Source organism: Monashia sp. HAY1-5C (genome assembly GCF_056755255.1).
The window spans coordinates 44627-51921 of sequence record NZ_JBPGXG010000011.1; the positions used below are offsets into that span (position 1 = coordinate 44627).

Consider the following 7295-nt stretch of genomic DNA (forward strand, 5'->3'; position numbering starts at 1 on the left):
CGGCGTCGGCGTACGAGCCGGAGCGTCGCGTCAGTGACCGAGCGCGGCGCGCAGGCGCGGCAGCGCTTCGCCGAGCGGGGCATGCAGGCGGATCGTGGCCTCGGCGTCCCCCCGCGTCGCAGAGCGGGTCACGATGGCCACCGGCACACCGGCCTGGTGCGCCCGCCGCACGAACCGGTACCCGCTCATCACGGCCAGCGATGACCCGAGGACCAGCACGGCACCCGCCGACTCCACGAGTCCGAAACACTTCTCCACCAAGGACTTCGGCACCGACTCGCCGAAGAACACGACGTCCGGCTTGACCGTGTCGTAGCCACAGACCAGGCACCGCGGCGCGTGGAACGACGCGACGAGCTCGTCGGCGAGCACGATGTCGCCGTCCGGCCGCACCTGCTCACCCCACTGCGACCCGACCGCGGCGGCGGCCGCGGCGAACCGGTCCATGAAGCCGGGGTTGCCCTCGGTCATCCGCTCGTGCAGTCCGACCCGCGAGGTCATCTCACCGCAGGTCAGACATACAGCCCGGTCCAGCGACCCGTGCAGCTCGACGACGTCGCGCGCGCCGGCCGCCTGGTGCAGGCCGTCGACGTTCTGGGTGATGACCGGACCGACGTAGCCGGCGCCCTGCAGCTCGGCGACCACCCGGTGGCCCTCGTTCGGCGTGGCTGCGTTGAACCGCTGCCAGCCGATGTAGCTACGAGCCCAGTACCGGCGCCGGGCCTCGCTCGAGCCGGCGAACTCCCCATAGGTCATGGGCTCGACGCGCCGGGTGCCGTCGGGACCCCGGTAGTCCGGGATGCCGCTGTCGGTCGACAGGCCCGCACCGCTGAGGACGAGGACGTCGCCCGCGCTGACGAGGTCGACGAGGTCGTCGAAGGTACCGAGGTCGCTCACCTCGAGCGGCAGCCGACGCGAGGTGGCGAGCCGCGTCAGGACACCCGGGCCTGATCCGTCAGCGCGTCGCGCGGCACCAGCCCTGATGCCCGCGTCGGCGCCCTCGGGGCCGGGCGTCGCACCGGGGTCAGCGGCAGCCGGCGACTCCTCGAACACGTGCACCCGGCCAGCGTACGCGGACGGGTCCCCGCCGCCATGCTCATGATCGCGAACAGCACGACTTTCCATAATCGTCGGTTATGATACCGGCATGATCGACGCTGCCGGCCTCCGGGTCATGAAGGCCATTGCCGACGAGGGAAGCTTCACGAGCGCCGCCAACGCGCTCGGCTTCACCCAGCCGGCGATCTCACAGATGGTCCGCCGCCTCGAGCAGCGCACCGGCACCGTCCTCGTCGAGCGCTACGGCCGCCAGGTGCGGCTCACCGAGGCCGGCCAGGTTCTCGCGCGGCACGCCGTGGGCGTGCTCGCCGCCCTCGACGCCGCCGAGGAGGAGATCACCGCCATCGCCGGGCTCCGAGCCGGACGCGTCCGCCTCCAGGCCTTTCCCAGCTCGTCGGCGACGCTCGTGCCCAAGACGCTCGCGATCCTCAAGGCCAAGCACCCCGACATCACGGTGACGTTCACCGAGGCGGAGCCACCCGAGTCTCTCGCGGCCCTGCGCAACGGGGACTGCGACGTGGCGGTGGCCTTCGCCTACGAGGGCGCCGACCTCGGTGAGCTCGAGGAGGACCTCTCGCTGCTCGTAACGCGTCGTCTCATGGACGACGAGGTCCGCCTCGTCGTGCCGGGCGCGCACCCCCACGCCTCCGACCCTTCGGCCTCGCTCGTCGACTTCTCCGGCGACGACTGGATCGCGGGGTGTCCCCGGTGTCGCGGCCACCTGCTGTCCCTCGCCGACCACGCCGGCTTCCGGCCCAACGTGGCGTTCGAGACCGAGGACTACGTGGCTCAGCTCGGTCTCGTCACCGCGGGCCTCGGGGTCGCCCTCGTGCCGGACCTCATCCTCAACGCCGCCAAGCACGAGCAGGTCGCGACGCTGCCCCTCTCCCCCGCATCACGCCGGCAGATCCTCGCCGTGACGACGCCGGACCTGCAGCGGGTGCCTGCGGTGGCCGCCGCGCTCGACGCCCTGTGCGAGGCCGCCGGAGCGGATCCCCGTCTCTCGACCGCCGAGCTCGTCGGCGCTGCCCGCGGCTGACACGCCCCCGCAGCCGGAGCACCGCCGGCGGCTGACGCGCCGCGCGCGGACGCGTCGACCGGGCGCGCCGGCCGGAACGTCGGCACAATGGGCGCCATGACCCGGGTCGCGCTCGCCGCCACGGGACCCGCCGCGCTCGAGGCCGGTCTCCACGTCGCCTCCGAGGGCGGCAACGCCGTCGATGCCGCCATCGCCGCTGCGGTCGCCGCGATGAGCACCGAGCCCGGCATCGTCAGCCTCATGGCCGGCGCGTACGTCAACGTGTGGCCCGCGGGCCAGGACCCCGTCGTCGTCGACGGCAACGTCGAGATGCCGGGCCGCGGGCTCGACCCGTCCGCCTTCGGCCGTGGCGTCCGACAGGTCCGCACCGACTACGGCGGCGGCGTGACCCTGGGCGCCGGCCACGGGTCGGTCGCCACGTCGGGCGCCGTCCCGGCTCTCGCCGTCGCCAACGAACGATGGGGCACCGTGCCGTGGCGACACCTCGTCGAGCCCTCGGTCAACGCGTGCCGCGACGGCTACCGCATCGGCGCCTCCGCCGCGCTCTACCTCGGCCTCGTCCGCGACACGCTCTTCGGCGCCGACGCGGAGGCTCACGCCCTCGTGACCGGCGCCGACGGCGGGGCGCTCCAGCCCGGAGAGACCTCGACGAACCCGGACCTCGCCGACGTCCTGGAGCTCCTTGCCGCACAAGGGCCCTCGCTGTTCACCACCGGCGCCGTCGGGCGTGTGCTCGTCGAGGACATGACGGCGCACGAGGGGCTGATCACCCAGGCCGACCTCTGCGCGTACGAGGCCGTCGTCCGCCGGCCGAGCCTGCGGCAGGTCGGGGACTGGAGCGTCGCGCTGAACCCACCGCCGTCCGTGGGCGGGCCGATGCTGGCGGTCATGCTCGGCGAGCTCGCCCGCCACGAGGCCTGGACGTGGTCGGAGGTCATCGACATCCAGCGCAGGGTCCTCGCCTACCGGCTGTCGGTCCACGACCGCTCGCGCAACCTCGACGGGGACGGCCACGCCCTCCTCGCCGCCGTGGAGCGACACGGTCTCGCGGGCCTGCCCACGTCCGCGTCGACGGCGCACGTCTCCGCGGTCGACGAGCACGGGAACGCCTGTGCCATCACGATGTCAGCGGGTTACGGGGCGGGCATGGTGGTGCCCGGCACCGGCATCCTGCTCAACAACGCGCTCGGTGAGCCGGAGCTCAACCGGCTCGGCCTGCACGCCGTGCCACCGGGCACGCGGCTCGCCTCCAACATGGCCCCGACGACGGCACGTGGTGCCACCGGAGGTGCGCTGGCCGTGGGGTCCCCGGGAGCGGACCGGATCACGACGGCACTCATGCAGGTCCTCGGTCAGGCGCTGCTGCACCACGAGGGGCTCCAGCCGGCGATCGACGCACCGCGCCTGCACGTGCGTTTCACCGACGACGGCACTCCCCGGGTCGAGCACGAGCCCTCCGAGGCCATCGCCGCGGCCGTCCGGAACGCCGGTCTGCCGGCGCACGCGTACCCGGGCCCGCACATGTACTTCGGCGGTGTGGGGGCGGCGCTCCTCGGCGCCGACGGGCTCGTCGCGGCCGGAGACGCGCGACGCGAGGCGGCTGTGGGCGTCACCCCCTGACGGCTCCCCCACGACGGATGGCACCCCTCGGGCATGGCGGCGGACCGGCTCACCGGTGGACCGCTCGCACTCCCCCGGCCCCGTCGGTGACCACGGCGACGTCGCCCTCGAGGTCGGTACGGTGCACCTCGAAGCCGCGAGCGTCCAGCGCCCGCAGGGTCGCCGGTGCCGGGTGTCCGTAGTCGTTGCCCGCGCCCACGCTGATGAGCGCGAGGCGGCCGCTGACGGCATCGAGAAGCCGGTCGTCGCGGTTGCCGGACCCGTGGTGGGCCACCTTGAGCACGTCGATCCGTCCCCATCGGGAAGAGTCCAGGGCGGCCTCGTGCACGACGGCGGCGGCGGCCTCGCGCTCCACGTCACCGGCGAGCAGGAGCGTCACGCCGCGCACGTGCAGGGTCAGGACGACCGACCCGTTGTTCGGCACCGACCCGGCGTCGATGCGGCGGGCCGGCCACCACACGTCGGCGCTGACCGGGCCGACGGCGAAGCGGTCCCCGGCCCGGAGGGTCCCCACACGGGCACCTGCGGCGCGGGCGAGCCGGCCGACGCGGTCCGCCTCGTCGGCCGGGTCGGCCACCCACGACGTGCGGACCTCCGTGACCGGCCGGTCCAGCACTCCCGAGAACCCGTCGACGTGGTCGGCGTGGAAGTGGGTGAGCACGACGAGGTCGACGACGCGTACCTCCAGCCGGTCGAGGCACCCCCGCATGAGATCAGGTTCGGGACCGGTGTCGACGACGACGGCGTGGCCCTCGCCGGCGTCGACGACGAGGCCGTCGCCCTGGCCGACGTCGCAGGCGACGAGCACCCACCCGGGCGGTGGCCACGACAGCACGCTCGTCGGCGTGGCGCCACCCACGACGACCACGACGGCGGCGACGACCGCGAGCGGGCGGTGACGGCCACGGTGCCAGGCCCAGGGACCGAGCAGCAGCGCGGTGAGCGTCAGTCCCGCGAGCAGGACGGCGGCCGGGGCCGAGTCTCCCCACGCGACGGACCCGCCCGGCAGCCCCTGGCACCATCGGGCGACGGCGGCGATGCCCTGGGCGGGGACGGCGGCCACCCACGCGAGCACCGACGCGGCGGGTACCCAGACGACCGCGACGACGGCGACCCCGACACCGACGAGCGTCGTCGGTGCGACGAGCGGTGCGGCGACGAGGTTGGCCAGCACGCCGACGACCGAGATGCTGCCCTGGAGGGGCGCGACGAGCGGGGCGCAGACGACCTGGGCGGCGAGGGGCACCGCGAGCAGGGGGCCGAGAGGCGCCAGGCGCCTCGGCAGGACCGTCGCGATCCGTTCACCCCACGGACGGGCCAGCACGAGCAGACCGAGCGTCGCCACGGCCGACAGCGCGAACCCGAACGAGCGTGAGAGCCACGGGTCCCACACGAGGAGCGCCGCTACCGCCCCCGCCAGTGCGGGCACGCCCGCACGACGACGGGACGAGGAGAGGGCGAGCAGGCCGACGCAGCCCATGACCGCGGCCCGGACGACGCTCGGCTCGGGGCGCGCGAGCGCGACGAACCCGACGAGCACGCCGAACGCCACGAGGGGTCGCCACCGTCGCCGCACGCGCAGGAGGCCGCAGAGGGCCAGCCCGGCAGCGAGGACGAGCGTGACGTTGGTGCCCGACACGGCGGACAGGTGGCTCAGGCCGGTCGCCTGCATCGCGTCGGTGAGCTCGACAGGAGTCTGGGACGTGTCGCCGACGACCAAGGCAGGCACGAGTGCCCGGGCGTCGGGCCACAACCCCGCGGTCGCGTCGCGGAACCGCTCGCGGACGTGGTCGGCCGCCCGGACGAGCGCGCCAGGACCGTCGCGGACCCGGGGCTTGCCGACGGCCGACACGACGGCGACCACGTCGTCACCGGGCTGTGCCGGCGCGAGCCGGCCGACGACGACGAGCTCGTCGCGCCAGCCGACGTCGGCCCAGCCGGGCCCACGTCCGACGACGAGAACAGGCGTCGAGACCTCGGCCGTGCGTCCTCGGCCGGTCACCTGCTCGGCGTCGAGGCGCACGACCCAGAGGGCCGGCCCGGAGCGTTCCGGAGCGGAGCGGTCGGTGCGGATCGGACGGGGGTCGGTCGCGGCCCGCCCGACGACGGTGACGACAGCCTGGTCTGCGGCCAACCCCGGCACGGGACCTGCCGCCCGCACCGCACGGTGGCCCACGGCGGCGACGAGGAGGAGCGCGAGCACCGCGAGCGTCGCGGCCCCGAGCCGCCTGACGGTCCCGGCCGGTTGACCCGAACGGTGGGGCACCACGACCAGACCGAGGCCGGCGAGCGCAGCCATCGCGGACAGGACGGACACGGCCGGCGGTGGCGCGACCAGCCCCCAGAAGGCGACGACGGGCCACGCGACGACGACCGGCACGAGGAGCCGGACGTCGAGCAGCCCGGCGGTGCGCGGCCGCAGGTGGGCACCCGTACGCCCGGGCGCGGCCCCGGTCACAGGGTCACCTTGGGACGCAGCTGGGACATGAGCTTGTCGCCGATGCCGCTGACCTCGCCCAGCTCGTCGACGGAGGTGAAGCGTCCGTGCTCGGTGCGCCAGTCGACGATGCGCTGCGCGAGCACCGGTCCGACGCCGGGGAGCGTGTCCAGCGCCGCGACGTCTGCCGTGTTGAGGCTGACGAGGGGGCCGCCCGCTCCGCCCGCGCCGCCCGCCGACACGCCTCCCGCCGCGCCCGGCACGCCGGTGCCACCCGCGGCGGGCGCCTCACCGGGCTTCGGGACATGCACCTGCTCGCCGTCGACGACGAGCCGGGCGAGGTTGAGGGCCGCGAGGTCGGCCCCGCGCCGCGCCCCGCCCGCGGCCTCGATCGCATCGGCGACGCGTGACCCCGCGGGAAGCCGGACGAGACCCGGTCGGTTCACCTGTCCGACGACGTGCACGACGAGCCGGGCCGGCGCCCCCCGGGCCGCGGTCGAGGAGCCGGGCCCGTCGCCGGCGGACCCGGTCGCCCCGGGGCCCGTCGGCGGTGAGGGACCCGACGCTGCGACGACCGAGACCCCGCGGCCCGGAGCCTCCACCGGTCCCGCCGCGGACCGCTCGGCCCAGAGCACCCGAACGACGAAGGCGCACCCGACGGCGACGATGAGTGCGAGCAACGACACGACGGCCGCCGTGGAGACCGCCCGGCGCCCCGACCGCACCTCCTCCGGAACCGTCAACAGGCCGGGGCGCCGGGCCCGGCGCAGGTCCGCCTCGAGGCGACGCGTCTCCTCGTCCTCCGGTGACCGTTCCCCGGCGCCGACGAGCCCTCCCAGCCCCGCGAGTCCGACGCGCTCGAGGCCGTCGCGGACCCGGCCCTCGCGGACGCGGCCCGGTGCGGCTTCGTCGTCGTCCGACCCCTCCTCATCCGAGCCGCCGTCCCCCACGCCGACCACCACGCCGACCACCTCCGTGGCCCCGGCGTGGGTCGGACGCACGGGTGGCCGGTCCGGCACCCACCCCGACGTGCCCCGGCCCTCGGCGAGGATCTCGGCCACACGGGCCAGGTCGGCGGGACGGTAGGGGCTGCGAGGCATGACGGCACGCTAGGAGGACGCGGCCGTCCGCGGCGTCGCC

The 7295-nt window shown here is 75.3% G+C and carries 5 protein-coding genes; 2 read left to right on the forward strand and 3 right to left on the reverse strand.

The window, feature by feature from the left end; all coding sequences use genetic code 11:
- Window positions 1-30: 30 nt before the first annotated feature.
- Complete coding sequence (locus ACR9ZK_RS03190; protein WP_481340211.1) at window positions 31-1059, reverse strand: Sir2 family NAD-dependent protein deacetylase; 1029 nt, start codon at window positions 1057-1059, stop codon at window positions 31-33.
- 88 nt (window positions 1060-1147) lie between these two features.
- Between ACR9ZK_RS03190 and ACR9ZK_RS03195 the strand changes: the two genes are divergently transcribed.
- Together ACR9ZK_RS03195 and ACR9ZK_RS03200 are read left to right on the forward strand one after the other, a co-directional pair.
- Window positions 1148-2098 carry a LysR family transcriptional regulator gene (locus tag ACR9ZK_RS03195; protein WP_481340215.1) on the forward strand — a complete coding sequence of 317 codons (951 nt, stop codon included), beginning with the start codon at window positions 1148-1150 and terminating at the stop codon, window positions 2096-2098.
- Window positions 2099-2194: 96 nt separating this feature from the next.
- On the forward strand, window positions 2195-3718 hold the full coding sequence (locus ACR9ZK_RS03200) for a gamma-glutamyltransferase (protein ID WP_481340217.1): 1524 nt from the start codon (window positions 2195-2197) through the stop codon (window positions 3716-3718).
- A 49-nt stretch (window positions 3719-3767) separates the two neighbouring features.
- Here the strand turns inward: ACR9ZK_RS03200 and ACR9ZK_RS03205 are convergent, their stop codons facing one another.
- Window positions 3768-6176 (reverse strand): ComEC/Rec2 family competence protein, encoded by a 2409-nt coding sequence (locus tag ACR9ZK_RS03205; RefSeq protein WP_481340219.1) that lies wholly within the window; start codon window positions 6174-6176, stop codon window positions 3768-3770.
- Window positions 6173-7255: a ComEA family DNA-binding protein gene (locus ACR9ZK_RS03210; protein ID WP_481340221.1), complete on the reverse strand. Its 1083-nt coding sequence runs from the start codon at window positions 7253-7255 to the stop codon at window positions 6173-6175. Before ACR9ZK_RS03210 ends, ACR9ZK_RS03205 begins: the two co-directional genes overlap by 4 nt.
- Window positions 7256-7295: the final 40 nt, after the last annotated feature.

What these genes read in the sequence shown, in the direction of transcription:
- ACR9ZK_RS03210 (WP_481340221.1), bottom strand. Translation starts at nt 7,255, where the DNA reads ATGCCTCGCAGCCCCTACCGTCCCGCCGACCTGGCCCGTGTGGCCGAG.
- ACR9ZK_RS03200 (WP_481340217.1), top strand. Translation starts at nt 2,195, where the DNA reads ATGACCCGGGTCGCGCTCGCCGCCACGGGACCCGCCGCGCTCGAGGCC.
- ACR9ZK_RS03195 (WP_481340215.1), top strand. Translation starts at nt 1,148, where the DNA reads ATGATCGACGCTGCCGGCCTCCGGGTCATGAAGGCCATTGCCGACGAG.